We start from the raw sequence: 16175 nt of genomic DNA, 5'->3' as shown, positions 1-16175 counted from the left end.
ATGTGCCTCGTGCTCATCGAGATCGAGTCAGTCGGCTATCCCAATCTGTACGCGGATGAAGTGGTGAGTGTGGAGTATGAGGGCTGGCCCGACTTGCCTGAGGTAGCCGCCCTTCGTGACAAGATCATCGAGCTCTACCCGAACAGCGACGGGTACGTGGTCGAGATCCGGTTGTCCGAGTTCGAGTGGGGCGCATCGGCCGGTGACGTTGCGGTGATCGTGTCACTTGCCACGGGTCTACGAAAGCTATGGCCCGATGTGCGGAAGCTCCTCGATTGGGCGACTCGGCGTAATAATGAGCTCAGCTATCTCGACGACCAAGAAGCCGAACGCCTGGCTCGGTTGAGGTTGGCGACTAAGTTCGAATTGCGAGCCGGAGAACTGCGGAAGATCAAGGTCCGCGAGAGCAAGGACCACCTTGGCTGGGAGTTCCAGTTCCTCGATGACCGTGGAGTCTCGTTCGGAGTTACAGTCCAGGCCACCACCTCGGGCGTGCCCACGACCTTTATCTCTGCGGACTGGACCGCCATTGGCGGTGCACCTGAACGCCCGAACCACCGGGCCAAGTAGGCTCAGTTCCGCACAAGCGGCAGGGGTGGTTCGCACTGCGGCAAAGTCGGTCGTGCGCTCGGAACCGGAGCCGACAGGCTACCCTCACGCACTCTGCGGCAGAACCGCGCGTTCCCCAGTCACCAACTGGCTGCTGTCACGATGTCGGGCTTGGCGCCCGCGAGGCCTACGCTGCAAGCGTGACTAGTGCTGCACCGCTTGACCTCCTCGACGTTCTTCAACGCCTCCTCACCCACAACTGGAGTCTGGGGGGACAGGAGCACTAGTAGTGTGTCGCTGCTAAGTGTTTGGGTATAGGTGGTGAAGTTTGATGCGGGCGTCGGTCGTGGTGAACTGCCAGCGGACTTGGCGCTCGTCGTCGTTGGTTGCGGCCTGCCAGGCGGCGAGTTCGGTGTTGAGGATGTCGAGGTCGTCGATCCGGCGGGTCAGGCACTGGCGGGTCAGGGCGGACAGCTCGATCTCGGCGATGTTGAGCCAGGAGCCGTGCTTGGGTGTGTAGTGGATCTCGAGCCGCTCGGCCAGCGCGCGTGCTTTGGCTGGCTCGAACGCTTCGTAGAGCGAACCGAGGGTGTGCGTGTTGAGGTTGTCCATGACCAGGACGACCCGTTGCGCGTCGGGGTAGTCGACGTTGAGAAGCTGATCGATTTCCGTGGCCCAGTCGATCCGGGTCCGCTGCGCCCGGGCGTCGACCCGGCGGCGGCCGGCGAGGGGCTCGACCCACACGAAGATCGAGCAGGTGCCGTGCCGGACGTACTCGGAGTCTTCTTTGAGGTCGTGGCCCGGGCAGGCAGGGATCGGATCGCGGGCGTGGCCGAGGAGCTGGTATGGCTTTTCGTCCATACAGACCACCGGAACGGCCGGGTCGTAGGGGCGGTGGTAGACCTCCAGCACGTCCTCCATCCGCGCGACGAACTCGCCGTTGGCTTTGGGCGGGATCGTCCAGCACGCTTTCAGGTGAGGACGAAGCCCCCTTTTTTCAGGGTCCGACCGATCGTGGAGTGATCCAGCGGCCCGATCCCGTCGGTGAGGGCCACGTGTTTCTCCAGCAGCCGCAGCGACCACCGGTCATACCCTTCCGGTGGCCTTGTGCACGCCAACGCGATCACCCTGGCCTCGACGTCCCCGGTCACTTTCGCTGGCACCGGCGGCGTGACCCGCTTCTTGCGGTGGATCACCGCATGAACATCCCCGCCAGAGGCCGTGAACTGCTTCGCGATCAGATACACCGTCTGTATCGACACGCCCACTCGCTCCGCGACGACCCGCCTGTGCGGCACCGCCCTGGCGTTCTCGTCGAGCTCGAGCAGAACCCGCGCCCTCATGACCGTCCTGACCGGGTGCGCGCCACGCGAGACCACCCGCGTCAACGACGCACGATCAGCATCCGTCAACTCAACGACATGATCCTTCGGTCTGGGCATCACGCGGCTCCTCCTGATCGATTATCGGTCAGGAAACAGTCAAGCCTCAACATACACAAATCATTAGCAGCGACACACTACTAGAGCCTGTTCCGAAATTGGTTTGTGTTAGGGATGCGCTTGTCAGCGTGTCGTTGCTGAGCGTGGGAGGACTCCCGGGGTAGACGGATTGGTGTCGAATCACTCCTACTTCCCCGGGAGTCCTCGTGTCCACGATAGATGCCAGCCGTCGCCATGACCTCACCGACGCACAGTGGCGGTTCCTGCAGAGCGTCCTCCCGACCCGGTGTCGGCGGGGACGGCCCCGCAAGTGGCCGTTGCGCGCCCTGATCGACGGGATCCGGTTCCGGGTCCGGGTGGGCTGCCCGTGGCGGGACGTGCCCTCCCGGTACGGCCCGTGGGGACGGGTGTACGCCCTATTCGCCGTCTGGCAGGTCCTCGGCGTGTGGGACCAGATCGAGGCAGCCCTGCGAGCACTCGCCCAGGCCCGCGGCAAGGTGAAATGGCAGGTGTCGGTCGACTCCACGACCAGCCGCGGCCACATCCACGCCGCCGGCGCCCGCCACGACTCGATCACCCTGGTGGCCGGGGAACCCGCCGACCACGGGTTCGGACGGTCCCGGGGCGGCTGGTCCACCAAGACCCATCTCGCCATCGACCAGGACCGCGGCGTCCTCGCTTTCCACCACACCGCCGGACAGGCCGGCGACAGCCCCGAGTTCACCCTCGTGCTGGAGGCGATCTGTGTCGCCAACCCGGTCGGAGCACCCCGCCGCTGTCCCGACCGGGTCCTGGCGGACCGGGCCTACTCCTCCCGCGCGAACCGGGCCTGGCTGCGCGCCCACCACATCAAGGCCACCATCCCCACCCCGAAGGACCAGACCCGCAACCGGAAACGCCGCGGCGGCCAGGGCGGCCGACCACCCGCCTTCGACCCGGCCGTCTACAAGGACCGCCACGCCGTCGAATGCGGCATCAACAAGCTCAAACACCACCGAGGCTTCGCCACCCGCTACGACAAACTCGCCGTCCGATTCGCCGCCACCACCCACATCACCGTCATCAACGGATGGCTCAAACGACTTTCGTAACAGGCTCTAGTAGGCTGACGGCATGGAACAGTCGCCCGCGGGTGCCGACCACACCTCCCCCCAAAATTCCGGCTTCCTGGACGTCAGCAGGGTTGAGTATCTCCTGACCAAGCGGTGCACAGGCTGGTGCGAGCACTGCTCCGTCATGACGGACGACCGCAACCCGGATCGATCCTACGAAGGCCTCGATGCGGTGGTATCGGCGTCGACGGTCCTCTACTCAGCGGGCAACGTGACGTCAATGATGGTCTACGGCGGTGAGCCACTGCTCTACCCAGCAACAGTCCAGCGACTCTTCCAACTCGCCCGTACCCACAACGTCGCTTCCCGAGAACTCATCACGAACGGCTTCTTCAGCAGAAACCCATCGGTGATCGCGGACACTGTCGCGGGCCTCGTCGACTCCGGCGTCACCCTGGTCCACCTGTCCGTCGACGCATTCCACCAGCCCAGGATTCCGCTGCCGTTCGTCGAACAGTTCATCACCCAACTCCAAGCGAACGGGTTCAGCGAGCTCTTCCTCCACCCATCCTGGGTCGTCCAGCGAGAGCACCAGAACGAATACAACCAGACCACCGAGCAGCTCCTCGCAGGCCTCGTCGACAAATATGGCGTCCGCGTCTCCCAGGGGAACACCATCATCCCCGCAGGCTTCAACCGTCACACCCTGAGCGACTACTATCCCCGGCTCCCAGAGCTACCCGTGCAACGATGCAGCGACATCCCTTGGGCCAACTCGCCAGACAAGGTCCACTCACTGCGATTCCTGCCCAACGGTGACGTCCACATCTGTCGCGCCGCCATCCTCGGCAACATCTACCAGTCCACCATCACCGAGCTACTCGACTCCTACGACCCGTTCTCAGACCCCATCTTGTTGACCCTCCTCGACCAAGGAGTCGACGGACTTGTCGACCAAGTCGCCAGCAACGGTGGCCACATTGACCCCCAGGACTACTTCGGACAATGCGACCTGTGCGCCGACTGCATGCGATTCCTCAAAAAGTCGCCCCAGGCAGCGCAGCATGCCTGACACCGAGACACTCGTACGGCACCTTCGTGACCTGCTGATCGAGGACCTTTCCCCCATCCTGGCCGGACGGCCCGTCATCCTCGTGAACCAGCACGCGGCCCGCAACGTGATCGATTCCTACCTCACCGACGCCGGCGCACCCGAGGTCACCCATCTCAGGGCGTTAGAGGACCGCGCAACACTCACGGAGTATTTCCGCGACTTCGACCACACCCTCGCAAACCCCCACGAGGACCTCTTACAGTCACTCCACGCCATCGACCCCCACAAGCGGGCCGTCGTGTACGCCGGATCACCCGTCAGCCACCCCACACTTGACGGAAGACCAGTGATTGGCGCCCGTTTACCGGCCTGGAAACAAGCCGAATCCAAACAGAGTCAAGTCGCCATCTTGGGCCAACAGGCCCGCTACGACGTCACCTACATTCCCTTCAACGACACCCGCGACCCGGACGAGTTCGCGGAGCTACTGCGTTCCCGCACACCCTGCGTGGCGGCCGGCGATCCCCACGACATGATCTCCATGTCCTCGGATCATGTGTACTTCATCCATCAACGCCTCAGCGACGAAGCCATCACCGACATCTCACGCCGGCTGCTGCACGCCTGTCGCGGCGTTCGAGTGTCGCGATTCATGACGGGGTGCCCGACGACCATCTACGGCGTCTTGATCGGGGATCGCCTGAGCTTCCTTGGCCCTGTCGAGGCACTCGTCGGATACACCGAGTCCGATGGGCGCGTCACCGCCCCCGGGGTGTTCGCCCCGGTCGCCGACGCCACCTCCTTCTCACACAGTGACACGGCCCGTCTCGCCGACTTGGTGTTGCGCCTCGCTCAGGAAACGGGCTTCCAGGGCGCATTCGGGGTGGATGGAGTTGTCAGTGACGGGCGCTTCACGGCTCACGAGATCAACACCCGTGTGTGCGGGGGGTTCAGTCTCGTCTCGCACATGCTGAACGGAACACTGTCATTCGGTGTGGTCGACATCGTGGCCCGTCACGGCAGCACTCACCAGGACGACATCCTCGACCTGCTCGACCAGGTCAACGAGGCACTGTTCCCCCATCACCCCGATGCCCGCATCTGGAGCGATGCCGCCTGCGAGAAGCACCTTCGCTCCGTGGCGCCGCGCAGCAGTGACAAGTGGTCGCTCGAGCGCTGGACACAGGAAGTCCGCCGCAGCGCCCTGAGATCCCTCTCACCCTTCTTCGCCGTCGAGCAGGACGCAGTCGCTCGCAGCTAACGTCGACAGCCACCGCCTCGACGGTCGCGAACGCAGAACCCCCCTGCCTGAGCGGTGAGAGACTTGAAGCAGGGTCACCATGATCCTCGAGCCGGGGAGGCGCTTCCACGTCAACCGGCCTAGCACCTACAAGTATCGCATTTTGCACGGGACTGGTGTCCCACCGGTCCCACACATCCACGTTGTTGGAGGTTCCTGGCATGAAGACTGATGCGCGTGACTACACGGCCCTGTCCAGGGAGCAGGTGCGGGAGCTGGTCGGTCGAGACTCGATCATCTGCTTGCCGCTCGGCTCGACCGAGCAGCACGGACCCCACCTGCCGATTGAGACCGACTCCGTTCTGGCGGGAGGTTTCACAGACCGGCTCGTGGCGGCATACGGCGAGCAGCTTGACCTGTGGAGGCTACCCACTGTCCCGTTCGGTTTGTCACGTGAACATGCAGGGAGTCCGGGCACGATCAGCCTCACCGTCGCCACCTATTGCGCCACCCTGCACGGGATCGTTGCGGGGCTTGTTGAGAGCAGCGCGTCGCGGAACCTGGCGTTGGTGAACGGCCATGGGGGCAACCGCGGCGTGCTTGAGGCGTTGGTCTACGAGCTGCAGTCGACCTATGGCGTCTCGGTCGCGGTCCTGCACCCGACGGCTTTGTCGTCCGTCAAGTCTGGCTCTGCCTGGCCCGAGGTCCATGGGGGGAAGAGTGAGACGTCGGTGATGATGGAGTTGGCGCCGCATCTGGTGGACGTGAGTTTGTTGCCCGGCGCGTTGCCCGAGGGTGCGCAGCCGGATGTCCGGGCGAAGATCTTGGATCGTGGGGTGACCTGGCCGTGGAAGTCCGGCGATAGTCGTCTCAGCACGGACGGAATCATCGGTGACGCTGCTGCAGCAACTCCGGAACTGGGGCGCGAGATTGTGTCCGACGCGGTCCAGAGGGCCGAGTCGGTGTTGACCCAGATCGTCGCTGAGCAGCATCGGGGTTCGTAGGCTGGCCGCCGGCGGCCGGAAGCGGTTGGACCGGCAGGCTGGACGCGGATCTGATGCTGGGTGATCGCGGCTCCTACGAGGTGGTGGCGGGGTCCGGGCTGCGCAGCGAATGCTGCGCTCCCTTGTGCTGGTACATCCGTTCGTCGGCGAGGCGGAGCAGGTCCTCGCCACGCGGGCTGGTACTGATTCCCCCGGCGATGCCGTAGCTGATGCTGAACTGTGGCCCGGTCGACGGTGACGCTTCCGCAAGTCTCGTCTGGACGCCAGCCATGAGGTCACGGCAGTCATCCTCAGCAGCGTTCAGGAACAGGACGAGGAACTCGTCGCCGCCGACCCGGCAAACGGCGTTCGCTTCGGTCAGGGCGTTCAGATTCTCCGCCACGCAGCGCAGGTACCTGTCGCCCTCGTGGTGGCCGAGATGGTCGTTCACCAGCTTCAGTCCGTCGAGATCGACGAAGCAGACGGTGAACTGCTGGCCCGCGAGCTGCCACTCCGTGAGGAGCTCTCGTCCTCGCAGTCGGTTCTGGACGCCGGTGAGAGGGTCGAGTCGTGCTTCGGAGACCAGGCGTTGTCTCAGTTCCTCCAGTTCGGACCTCTGAGCTCGCACCTCGTGGATGAGTGCTGCGACGCAGCCGGCGACGCTGCCTACATGCGGGGAGAGGGAATCGATGGTTGCCCGCATCTGCTCCTCGGCGCGCGCAAGGTCGTCGTCGCGCAGCGTGGCCGGGGAGTGGAGAGTCTCGGCCAGGCCGGCGAGCCGCCGCCACGCGTCGTCTTCGCTTCCATCTGTCACGTCGCCACCTGACTACGTGAGGGAGTCTGGGAGGTCGTCGAGCGTCGAGATCACGGGAACCGCAGGTGGCAGGCCGGGATGCTCGCTGGAGCGGCCGCGGTCGAGGAGCACGGCCTTCCAGCCGACGCTGATCGCACCGTGGATGTCGGCGCCGAGGCTGTCGCCGACGTGGGTCACCTCCGCGGTGGGGATCCCCACCTGCTCGATCGCGCGCTGAAATATTGGCTGTTCCGGCTTGATGGCGCCGGCGTCGAAGGAGTAGATCACGTCTTCCAGGAACGCGGCGAGCCCTGTCTCAACCAGCCCCCCTGCTTCCCATGGGGTGCAGTTACTGAGCCCGAACATCCTGAAGCCTCGAGTTTTCAGCCACTCGAGACAGGGCAGAGCATCTGGGAACACCCGCGCAGGCTGCGGGCGATAGCTGTCGATGATGGCGTCGGCGTCGGCGTGGCCGATCGCGCCGCACGCCGCCCTGGTTGCTGCGGCGAGGTCGGTGCGCGTCGTCAGAAAGTACTGACGAAAGATGGGCCGCAAGCAGTCGAATGGGCGATCGACGCAGCGCGCGAAGTGGGAACAGTATCCGCCGCCTGGCCCGCCCTGGAGGAGGGTGTTGCCGATGTCGAAGCTGACAGCCTTCATTCGGGTTGGCACTCGTGGATCCCGCTTTGCACCACGAAGTGGGCATTCTCGACGAATTGGTCCAGGCCATCGTTGGCCGTCAACAGTTCGGACGTCATGGTGGCTTCGAACTCGTCGAGTCGATCCCCGTACAGGTCGCGGGCGGAGAAGGAGGTGGAGTAGAGGTAGCCGAGGATGGTCTGTGTGGTCCAGGTCCGGGTGACGGGAATGTCTTCGTACTCGACGCGGGCGTAGCCGGCGTTGGTGAGCATCGTGGTGTAGGGCTCGGTCGGGGCGGAGTACTTCTTCTTGCCTGCTCGTCTGTCCTCGCCGAGGAAGCGTTGGATGATCGACCGGATGAGGGCTTGCCATGGATCGTCACCTGTCCAGAAGCTGCCGTCGCCGATCAGCGCGACACCGCCGCCGCAGGTCAGGGTCGAATGGAGCGTGTCGAGCAGGGGGTATTGGTCCATCCAGTTGAAGGAGCGGCAGGCGGTTGCAACCCGGTAGGGGCCTTCGCCCGCAACAACATCACGGTCGGATCGTTGCTGCCACTCGATCCTCGAGGTGCCCGGGTCGGCCTGGCGCGCGGCCGCCAACATTTCAGCGTTGGTGTCGAACGCTACGGTGTGGTCGAACAGCGGGGCCAGGGCTAGGGTCGACAGTCCGGTTCCGCAGCCCATGTCGAGCAGGGTTCCCGTGCCGTCGAGGACGAATCGACGCTGCACGTAGTCCACGACCTCGTCCGGGATGCCCGGACGGTACTTGGCGTAGTAGTACGACGTCCCCTTGAAGGCGTCCGGTGTCTCGGCTTGGTTGGTCATGTCGCATTCCTGTCGTGAAGAGCACGCTCGATGGCGCGTGAATGGATAAACCCAGCTCTGGTGATCGTGGGTGTCGACGTGGCGTCTTGGGCGTCGACGATGGTTGTGGGCTGGAAGTTCGGGCACACTCCCCCATCCAGAGCGAGGGCGACCTGGAGCCCGGAAGACGCCACGAACGACGTGACCTCCTCGAAGCTGATCGACGGGCCGGCCCCCTGGGGTGCTACGGGCCCGGACACATTCGCTGACGTGCAGGCGATCGGCGCGCCGAAGAGGGCACAGATGTCGCCCAACAGGCTCGGGGCACAGCTCACCAGTGTTTCGCCCGCGGAAGCGCTGATGTACCTATCTTGTTCCTCCGGGTCGCGCCAGGTCAGCAGGAGCGTCATTTCGCCTGGGAGGAGCCGATCGATCAGGCGATCGGTCTCGTGGCTGGTGCGAAACAGGGACCGCAGGGTGGCGACGTCTGGCATGAGCAGCAGTAAGGGTCGATCCATTGGGCGTTGTTTGGCCGTATGGATGGCCTCCACGAGATCTGGCCGGCGGGCGTCGCAACAGACCATGTACCAGCGCTGCGTGGGCACAATCACGATGGTGCCTTGGCGCAGGCACTCCACCGCGGCCGACACGGATGCGGCCGACGCGTCCATCGTGGTCAAGGTCACTGTGGTGTCCCTTCCGCGAGAGAAACAGCCAGCGCCACCACCGTCTCGGGGTCGAGTCCGTTCACCCTGAGGCGTGGCAGGCCGGACGGGGCCTGGTCGTTGTCCTGGAAGCCCAGCACTGTCGCCCCGGTGAGGAGTCCCAGATCCGCGAGGTGTGGCTTGATCGCCGTTGGACGTCCCCCGTAGAGCCACAGTACGTGGTGGCTGTGCTCCAGACGGGGCAGCAGCGATTCCCAGCCGGGGTGGTGGGCGTGGCCCAGCATGCTGAGGTCCTCGATGGCGACCGCGTTGGTGTGCCTGCCGGTCTTGGTGGCCACGTGGGGGACAACGTAGGTGGCGACTTCGGCCATGAGGTCACCCACGGCGACGAAGCACACCGATGGGCCGGCGGTGGCGCTTGCCTCGGCGAGGGTGGTCCATCCGGTGAGAGTCTCGGGCTCCTGGTGCAATCCAGGTGAGGGCTGCTTCGCCAACAGGCCTAATCCGTGCTTGCTGGCCACGAGGACGCTGAGCCGGTCGGTGGAGCACAGCGCCTCGCGCATGTAGGCCGCGGCCGAGCTCGGTTGCACGGGCATGTAGACGGCGAGTTCGGGGCTGGCGACACGGCTGACGAGGGAATCGACGAAGCTCGGATTGTGGTGGGTCGGGGTGTTGTACCAGCCCAGGCTCGTCAGAACCAGGGTGACGCCGGGTGCGGCTGTTCGGTGCGGGACCTGGGACCCGGCCCGGATTTGCTTCAGGAACTGGTCTGCTTGGCTCGCGAAGATCGGGCTGAACGCTTCATAGGAGACGAAGATCGGTCGTCGGTTGCTGGCTGCTAGCCCCCAGGACCAGTCGAAACACACGCTCTCGTTGAGTATTTCCATCACGCGAGAGTCGGGGGCGAAGCCGGGGTCGGTGGTGAATCCGTGGCGAAGGGGTGTGGAATGGCCCGCCCCCAGGAAGGTATTCGATTCGAGTTCGTCCGGGCCGATCAGGTAGACACTCGCATCATCCTGCACGGCGCTCATGGCGACGTCTCGAAGAGCCGCAAACGCGGTGTCGTGATCGCTGGGCCTCGTCGCGGTATCCCCGGGAACGCTGGGGATGCTGACCCGCAGTGGCCGGATTCCGCTGTCACCGGACGGCAGACAGGCGAGGACACCGGGAGCGGGCTCCCCCGCCGCGGTGAACAGCGTCTCGGGCGCGTACGACGCCAACCAGGACCGCAGTTCCTCTAATTGGTGGGGATCGGTTCTGGGGCTCTTCAGCAGGGGTTTGTGGGCATGGCGGGTGCCCAGGAACGCCTCGCCGTTGAGGTGGCCGGGGCCTGTCCAGCCCTTCGGGGTCTCCAGGACGATCGCTGGCCAACTCCCGTGTCCTGTGTGGGCGCGGTCGAGGGCCTGGTCGAATGCGTCGGCCAGCTCCTGGTGGTCGGCGCCGACGAAGATGGGGACGATGCCGTAACCCGCCAGGAGCGAGCGCTGCCGATCGCGTGATCGCAGGCTCCACAACGACCGCGACCCCATGCGAAAACCATTGGCGTTGATGACCGGGATCACGATGCCGTCATGGGCGGGATGGAGATAGTCGAAGCCCTGCCACGAGGAGTGCCCTGCGGCGGTCTCTAGCTCGCCGTCGCCGACCATGGCGACGACGATTCGTTCGGGCGATCCGAGCACGGCCCCTTGTGCGAAGGCCAGGGCGTTGCCCAACTCCCCGCCGACATAGTCCACGTTGGGGTACTCCATGGAGATCTCCGTGGAGAAGCCGTCCTCGGTTGAGTAGGACGCCAGGAGAGCGGCGAGGCCATCCAGGTCTCGGGAGAACTGGGGATACGCCCGGTGGAGGCTGTCATCGAGGAAGGTGCAGGCCGCCAGGGCCGGGCCCGCGTGTCCTGGCCCGACCACGAGGTTGACCTGTCGCTCTGTTCTGCGGCACAGGTCGTTCAGGTGGGCGTAGACGGCGTTGATGCTGGGGCACACCCCCCAATGGCCGAAGATCCGCGGCTTGACGGACTCCGGGTCGAGCGTGCTGGGGGCCAGGACCGGACGGTTGAGATACAGCAGCGACAGCGACAGAAAGTTGGCGGCCCGCCAGAAGTCCGTGATGCTCGACAATCTGGGTGCTGGTTGGCCGTTAGGCACCGACGCTCAACCCCTGCAGCTCACTGATCGATTCCCTGTCAGGGAACCGCGGGCCCTCGACAGCCTCCCCGCCGAATCTCAGGAACCACAGGCTCCGGTAATCTTCCCAGGCCTTAGGACGCAGCTCGGTGTCGCGGTAGATGTTCTCGATGGCCCGTCGTGCGCTCAGATAGTAGTCGAGCGTCCCAGCTGACGGGTCCCGTAGCCCGGCATCATGCTGCTGGTGCAGTTGGAGGAGATTGACGGTGGGGAACTTGTTGGTGCACGCCGTGAACTCTTCCATGCGGGGGATGAACTCCTCGATGGGCTCCAGGCCGACGATGTACGTGTAGTTCACTTCCATGCCGGCGTCCATGCTGGTGGACATCGTCTCCTTGATCGCCTCGAGTGACAAGGCGGCCTTCGTACGGTGCAGGATGGTGCGCCGATCGAAACACTCGAGCGAAATGCAATAGCCGAACGGTCCCGACTCCCCCAGCCTCTTGATGGCGACAGGGTCCGAGAGCGCGGACCCGAGGTAGAAGATCCGACCATCGAACCCGAGCTTCGATGCTTCATCCCTCAAGGACAGCAGGAAATTCACCAGGTGCGCTTCACTGCCGTAGCAGCCGGTGACGATGGAGATCTGTTGCAGGTGACTCAAGTCGGGAACGCGCTGTTCACTCACCCAGTTCGTGAAGAAGCCGCGGATCTCATCCGGTGTTGTCATTTTCTGGCGATCGAGTGGCACTTGGTAGGCGGTGTAGCAGAAGTCGCACCCGCGACACGAGGTCCGGGTGTTGGGATTGATGTTGAGACAGGTTCCCATGCGTCGTTGATAGTGGGAGTCGCAATAGTCCTCGGTGGCCCCGAACGTCCGGCCCACCAGATCGGAGCCCAACAACAGGTCGCCATTCTCCAGCCGGAACGGGCTGTCCGGCCGCACCGGCAGCGCCAGATAGTAATTCCATTCATCGAGTGCCCGCGCCTCAGAGAAACGGCTGTCCTCAGACAGTCGCAGCGCAGTCCTCATCCGATTGAATTCAACATCCCAGTTGAGGCCAAAGAAGTTGAGGGCAATGAACACCACATCCTCAACAGGAATGGAGTGTCGATCCGCGTAGAACCGTAGCTCTTCGAGGGACAACGAGTCATGTGCCGTGTTCATTCGGGGGTCCAGTTCCTGAAAGTGGGGGTTCTCCTTTGAAGCGCTCAGGGTCGAGCCCCAGTCACTCTAGCAATCATCAGGCCAGCCGGGTGAGTCGGCTCGCCCTGACCACAATCCGACACAGACGATCGTGATGACACGGCTGGGCCGCAGACGCGTGACCGGCGGGCGCGGACCACAGCTCCACGTCCCCACCACCAGCTGCTTTCCCACTCCGCGCGACCTGAACCACCGGCCGCCCGGCTACGTTGGCGCCGACCCAGGCACCCGTCCGCGTCGCCGTTCCAGCACAGGCGTGCAGCGTTCAGTTGACCGGTTCAAGCCGGCACGGTGACAGCGCCATCAGGTGACCCATCCGGCGTTTAGAACTGGCCCGTCCCGGAGCCTCGTGGGTCGCGCTCGTCCCATTCCGGGCATCCGCCAACGTCCGCTACTGGGCATGAGAGCGAGGTCACGACCATCGGGATGACCGTCAGTCAGTAACAAACAATCGTGAGCCTCAGAGACGACCCCTCAGGCCGGCCCTTCCGACCGGCGCGTAGCCATCCTTGGACACCGCAATGCACACTCCTAGACCGGCGTCAAGGGCTCCGCATCAATATCTCGCAGGCTCTTGGGGCTTATATGGGGCACCAAGCTGTCCACTCTTGACCACCCTAAGCCCCAGCGTTCGTGCCCGAGTTCGAGACATCACCCCTAGCCACCACGCAGATTCCGCCCCAAGGGCGACAGGATGAACGATCAGAGTACATGGACGCATAATGCCTAGTCAAAGGCACATTGGCGTCGGGGCGACAGGACTCGAACCTGCGGTCTCCTGCTCCCAAAGCAGGCGCGCTAGCCACTACGCTACGCCCCGGTGCCGCCGTTGAAGTGGCGAACTCGACCAAGTGTACTGGACCTGCTCGTTTCGCTCCACTTGCGGAGCGTCAGGCAAGCGAGCCGGTCTGCTCGTACTGCTCCAGCTCCGCGATCCTGCGGGCGTGACGCTCGTCGCCAGAAAATGGCGTAGTCAAGAAGGCCCGCGCGATCTCCAGTCCCAGCTCCGGGGTGACGAAGCGTCCGCCCATCGCCACGCACCGGGCATCGTTGTGCTGGCGACCCAGCTCAGCGAACTCGACACGATCGGCGAACACGGCGCGGATGCCCTTCACCTTGTTGGCCGCGATCTGCTCGCCATTGCCCGAGCCGCCCAGCACGATCCCCAGCGAACCCTCGTCGGCCAACACAGCCTCGGCGGTCGGGATGATGAAGTCCGGATAGTCGTCGCTCGGATCGAACTCATGGGCGCCGTGATCGATCACATCGAAACCTTCTGCCCTCAGATGCTCGACGAGGTATTCCTTCAACTCGAAAGCGGCATGGTCAGTCCCGATGTGTACGCGCATGAAAGCAATAATTCCAGATCCCGGCCCCGAGCGCGACTGGCTCGCCTGCGGCTACTTGTCGGCTTTGCGCCCAGTTCTCTCGGCCGGCTCGCCCTCGGCCTGCGGCCCCGAATCCAGCAACCGGACGAAACCGTCCTCGTCCAAGATCGGCAACCCCAGTTCCTCCGCCTTGGCGGCCTTCGACCCTGCGTTCTCCCCCACCACCACATAGTCGGTCTTGCGTGACACCGAGGTCGCGGCCTTCCCGCCGTGGGCAAGGATTGCGTCCCTCGCAGAGTCCCGGGTGAAGCCTTTCAATGTGCCCGTGACAACAACCGTCAGCCCGTTCAGGGTCTGCGGCTCAGTCTGTTGAGGTGCGGCCGGCTCGTCGGCCATCCGCACCCCGGCGGCCGCCCAGCGATCCACCACCTCGAGATGCCAGGGCTCGGTGAACCACTCCACAACCGCCTCAGCGATGATCGGGCCCACGCCCTCGGTGGTCGCCAACTCGTCCACCGACGCAGACCTGATCGCGTCCATCGAGCCGAAGTGATCGGCCAGCGCCCGTGCCGCGGTCGGCCCGACGTGGCGGATCGACAGGCCCACCAGCACTCGCCACAGCGGCTGCTGCTTGGCGGACTGCAGATTCGACAGCAACTTGTGGCCGGTCGCCGACAGCACGCGTCCATCGACGATCTGATCGGGCGGGTCCGACTTCTTGGCCGCCCTGGTGTACAAGGGCACCCGCATCAGCTGTGCGGCGGTCAGGTCGAAAAGGCCCGCCTCGTTCGTCAGCACCCCGCTGGCCAGCAACCCGCGGGCCCCCTCCCAGCCCAGGGCCTCGATGTCGAGGCTGTGCCGCGATGCCAGCGCGAACAGCCGTTCGGTCAGCTGAGCGGGGCAGGACTTCGCGTTCGGGCAGCGGATGTCCTTGTCGGATTCCTTTTCCGGACGAAGCTCCGCCCCGCAGACCGGGCAGTGGGTGGGCATCACGAAGGGTCGCTCGGTGCCATCGCGCAGTTCCACGACCGGCCCGAGGATCTCCGGGATCACGTCACCGGCCTTGCGCAGCACGACGGTGTCACCGATCAGCACGCCCTTGCGGGTCACTTCCCAGGCATTGTGCAAGGTGGCCCGCGAGACCGTGGAACCGGCGACCTTGACCGGCTCCATCACCGCAAAGGGGGTCACGCGGCCGGTGCGTCCGACATTGACCTGGATATCGAGCAGCTTGGTGTTCACCTGTTCGGGCGGGTACTTGTAGGCGATCGCCCAGCGCGGCGCCCGTGACGTCGAGCCGAGTTGTGCTTGCTGGGCGAGGTCATCGACCTTGACCACCACACCATCGATCTCATGTTTGAGATCGTGCCGGTGTTCTCCGTAGTAGCTCACGTAGTGCAGCACGTCGGACACCGACGAGACCACCCGGTATGCCGGTGAGGTCGGGAATCCCCAGCCGGCGAGCAACTCGTAGGCCTGCGACTGGCGCTCTATGTTCATGCCCTCGTGGGCCCCGATGCCGTGCACCAGCAGCTGAAGTGGGCGGGTGGCCGTCACCGCAGGGTTCTTCTGCCGCAGCGAACCGGCCGCCGCATTGCGTGGGTTTGCGAAAGGGGCCTTTCCTGCCTCAACCAACGATGCATTCAGATCTGCGAATGCCTCGATGGGAAAGAAGATCTCACCGCGGACCTCGAGCACCTCGGGGATGTCGGGTCCAGCGAACTGATGCGGGATTCCTGCGATCGTCAACACGTTGGGGGTGACGTTCTCGCCTACCCTGCCGTCGCCGCGGGTCGCACCGGATACCAGCCGGCCACCGCGATAGACCAGGTCAACGGCCAGTCCGTCGATCTTCAGTTCGCACAACCATGACGCTTTCTGCTCGCCGAGTGACCGCTGGGTACGGGCGATCCAATCGGTGAGTTCCTGGGTGCTGAAGATGTCGTCGAGGCTGAGCAGCCGCTCCAGATGGGTGACCGGCGCGAAATCGGTGACGCGTTGTGCTGCGCCGACCCGCTGCGTGGGGCTGTCGGGAGTGCGCAGTTGCGGAAAACGCTTCTCCAGATCCTGCAGTTCGCGCATCAGCGAGTCGTATTCGGCGTCCGACATCGTGGGCGCGTCCAAGCCGTAATAGGCCTCTTGGGCGTCGTTGATGCGTCCCGCCAACTCGCTCCAGCGGTGCTGCTCGCCCAGCCCCGGCTCAGCGACCTCGGGGGTTGCGTTCAAGTGCAGGTCGGCACCGGTGATCTGGTCGTCGTCGTCATCCGAAGGCATGGATCAATCCTGGCAGCCGC

General features: G+C 64.5%; 15 protein-coding genes and 1 tRNA gene. 5 read left to right on the top strand and 11 right to left on the bottom strand.

The window, feature by feature from the left end; translation table 11 throughout:
- Positions 1-9: 9 nt before the first annotated feature.
- On the top strand, positions 10-570 hold the full coding sequence (locus QUE25_RS12215; RefSeq protein WP_286265390.1) for a hypothetical protein: 561 nt from the start codon (positions 10-12) through the stop codon (positions 568-570).
- 279 nt (positions 571-849) lie between these two features.
- On the opposite strand, the gene QUE25_RS12210 is transcribed toward QUE25_RS12215, so the two are convergent.
- Both QUE25_RS12210 and QUE25_RS12205 read right to left on the bottom strand, forming a co-directional pair.
- Positions 850-1632, bottom strand: a complete 783-nt coding sequence (locus tag QUE25_RS12210) for an IS630 family transposase (RefSeq protein WP_286263554.1) — start codon at positions 1630-1632, stop codon at positions 850-852.
- Positions 1521-1991, bottom strand: a complete 471-nt coding sequence (locus QUE25_RS12205) for a helix-turn-helix domain-containing protein (RefSeq protein WP_286263556.1) — start codon at positions 1989-1991, stop codon at positions 1521-1523. The genes QUE25_RS12210 and QUE25_RS12205 overlap by 112 nt, the downstream gene beginning before the upstream one ends.
- Positions 1992-2197: 206 nt before the next feature.
- On the opposite strand from QUE25_RS12205, the gene QUE25_RS12200 reads away from it, so the two are divergent.
- The 4 genes from QUE25_RS12200 to QUE25_RS12185 all read left to right on the top strand — a co-directional run bounded on the left by QUE25_RS12200 (position 2198) and on the right by QUE25_RS12185 (position 6341).
- Entirely contained in the window at positions 2198-3082 is an 885-nt protein-coding gene (locus tag QUE25_RS12200) for an IS5 family transposase (protein ID WP_286265387.1), read from the top strand.
- Between the two features lie 22 nt (positions 3083-3104).
- Positions 3105-4115, top strand: coding sequence for a radical SAM family protein (locus QUE25_RS12195; protein ID WP_286265384.1), 1011 nt, complete (start codon positions 3105-3107; stop codon positions 4113-4115).
- Positions 4108-5358 (top strand): hypothetical protein, encoded by a 1251-nt coding sequence (locus QUE25_RS12190; RefSeq protein ID WP_286265382.1) that lies wholly within the window; start codon positions 4108-4110, stop codon positions 5356-5358. Before QUE25_RS12195 ends, QUE25_RS12190 begins: the two co-directional genes overlap by 8 nt.
- A gap of 200 nt (positions 5359-5558) precedes the next feature.
- Positions 5559-6341, top strand: a complete 783-nt coding sequence (locus QUE25_RS12185) for a creatininase family protein (protein WP_286265379.1) — start codon at positions 5559-5561, stop codon at positions 6339-6341.
- A 73-nt stretch (positions 6342-6414) separates the two neighbouring features.
- On the opposite strand, the gene QUE25_RS12180 is transcribed toward QUE25_RS12185, so the two are convergent.
- The 9 genes from QUE25_RS12180 to ligA form a co-directional block, all read right to left on the bottom strand.
- Positions 6415-7134: a GGDEF domain-containing protein gene (locus tag QUE25_RS12180; RefSeq protein WP_286265377.1), complete on the bottom strand. Its 720-nt coding sequence runs from the start codon at positions 7132-7134 to the stop codon at positions 6415-6417.
- Positions 7135-7146: 12 nt separating this feature from the next.
- The gene (locus QUE25_RS12175) at positions 7147-7773 is read right to left on the bottom strand and encodes an HAD family hydrolase (RefSeq protein ID WP_286265374.1); all 627 of its coding nucleotides are present in this window, start codon (positions 7771-7773) and stop codon (positions 7147-7149) included.
- Positions 7770-8576: a class I SAM-dependent DNA methyltransferase gene (locus QUE25_RS12170; protein ID WP_286265371.1), complete on the bottom strand. Its 807-nt coding sequence runs from the start codon at positions 8574-8576 to the stop codon at positions 7770-7772. Before QUE25_RS12170 ends, QUE25_RS12175 begins: the two co-directional genes overlap by 4 nt.
- Positions 8573-9226 (bottom strand): L-threonylcarbamoyladenylate synthase, encoded by a 654-nt coding sequence (locus QUE25_RS12165; RefSeq protein ID WP_286265369.1) that lies wholly within the window; start codon positions 9224-9226, stop codon positions 8573-8575. Before QUE25_RS12165 ends, QUE25_RS12170 begins: the two co-directional genes overlap by 4 nt.
- 11 nt (positions 9227-9237) lie before the next feature.
- Complete coding sequence (locus tag QUE25_RS12160) at positions 9238-11340, bottom strand: phosphoketolase family protein (RefSeq protein ID WP_286265365.1); 2103 nt, start codon at positions 11338-11340, stop codon at positions 9238-9240.
- Positions 11341-11359: 19 nt separating this feature from the next.
- Complete coding sequence (locus QUE25_RS12155) at positions 11360-12493, bottom strand: radical SAM family protein (RefSeq protein WP_286265363.1); 1134 nt, start codon at positions 12491-12493, stop codon at positions 11360-11362.
- Between the two features lie 807 nt (positions 12494-13300).
- Positions 13301-13373, bottom strand: a tRNA-Pro gene (locus QUE25_RS12150).
- A gap of 70 nt (positions 13374-13443) precedes the next feature.
- Complete coding sequence (locus QUE25_RS12145; RefSeq protein ID WP_286265361.1) at positions 13444-13902, bottom strand: ribose-5-phosphate isomerase; 459 nt, start codon at positions 13900-13902, stop codon at positions 13444-13446.
- Positions 13903-13953: 51 nt separating this feature from the next.
- Positions 13954-16155 carry an NAD-dependent DNA ligase LigA gene (gene ligA, locus QUE25_RS12140; RefSeq protein ID WP_286265360.1) on the bottom strand — a complete coding sequence of 734 codons (2202 nt, stop codon included), beginning with the start codon at positions 16153-16155 and terminating at the stop codon, positions 13954-13956.
- Positions 16156-16175 lie beyond the last annotated feature (20 nt).

Origin of the sequence: Brooklawnia propionicigenes (genome assembly GCF_030297015.1) — a bacterium.
GTDB lineage: Bacteria > Actinomycetota > Actinomycetes > Propionibacteriales > Propionibacteriaceae > Brooklawnia > Brooklawnia propionicigenes.
The sequence above is the reverse complement of the archived record's forward strand: the minus strand, read 5'-3'. Positions and strand labels throughout refer to the sequence as shown.